Source organism: Actinosynnema sp. NPDC023658, assembly GCF_040639995.1.
In the GTDB taxonomy this organism is placed as follows: Bacteria; Actinomycetota; Actinomycetes; order Mycobacteriales; family Pseudonocardiaceae; genus Actinosynnema.
Genome location: NZ_JBFAAX010000782.1, coordinates 2,265 through 2,662 on the forward strand (window position 1 = coordinate 2,265; position 398 = coordinate 2,662).

Annotated in this window: 1 protein-coding gene; it reads right to left on the reverse strand. The window is 73.6% G+C overall.

Annotated features, from left to right (window positions below):
- A partial coding sequence (locus tag AB0G02_RS34685) for a condensation domain-containing protein (RefSeq protein ID WP_360802993.1) occupies nt 1-398 on the reverse strand: 398 nt, incomplete at both ends.

Here is a 398-nt window from a genome sequence, read left to right on the forward strand (position 1 = left end):
CAGCTCCGAGCCGGGGAACACGACCAGCGTCAGGGGGTAGTGGGTGGAGTCCCGGCCGCGCACGTCGGCCATCCGCAGGCCGGTGCCGGGCAGCTCCAGCGCCGACGGGTCCAGCGGGTAGTTCTCGAACACCACGAGCGTGTCGAACAGCTCGCCCGCGCCGGTCAGGCCCTGGACCTCGGTGAGCCCGAGGTGCTGGTGCCCCAGCAGGGCGGCCTGCTCGGCCTGCACGTCCTCGATCAAGCCGCCCAGGGCGCGCTCGGGGTGGATGCGGACGCGCACCGGCACGGTGTTGATGAACAGGCCGATCATCGACTCCACGCCGGGCAGGTCGGCCGGGCGGCCGGACACCGTGGCGCCGAAGACGACGTCGTCGCGGCCGGTCAGCCGGCCGAGCA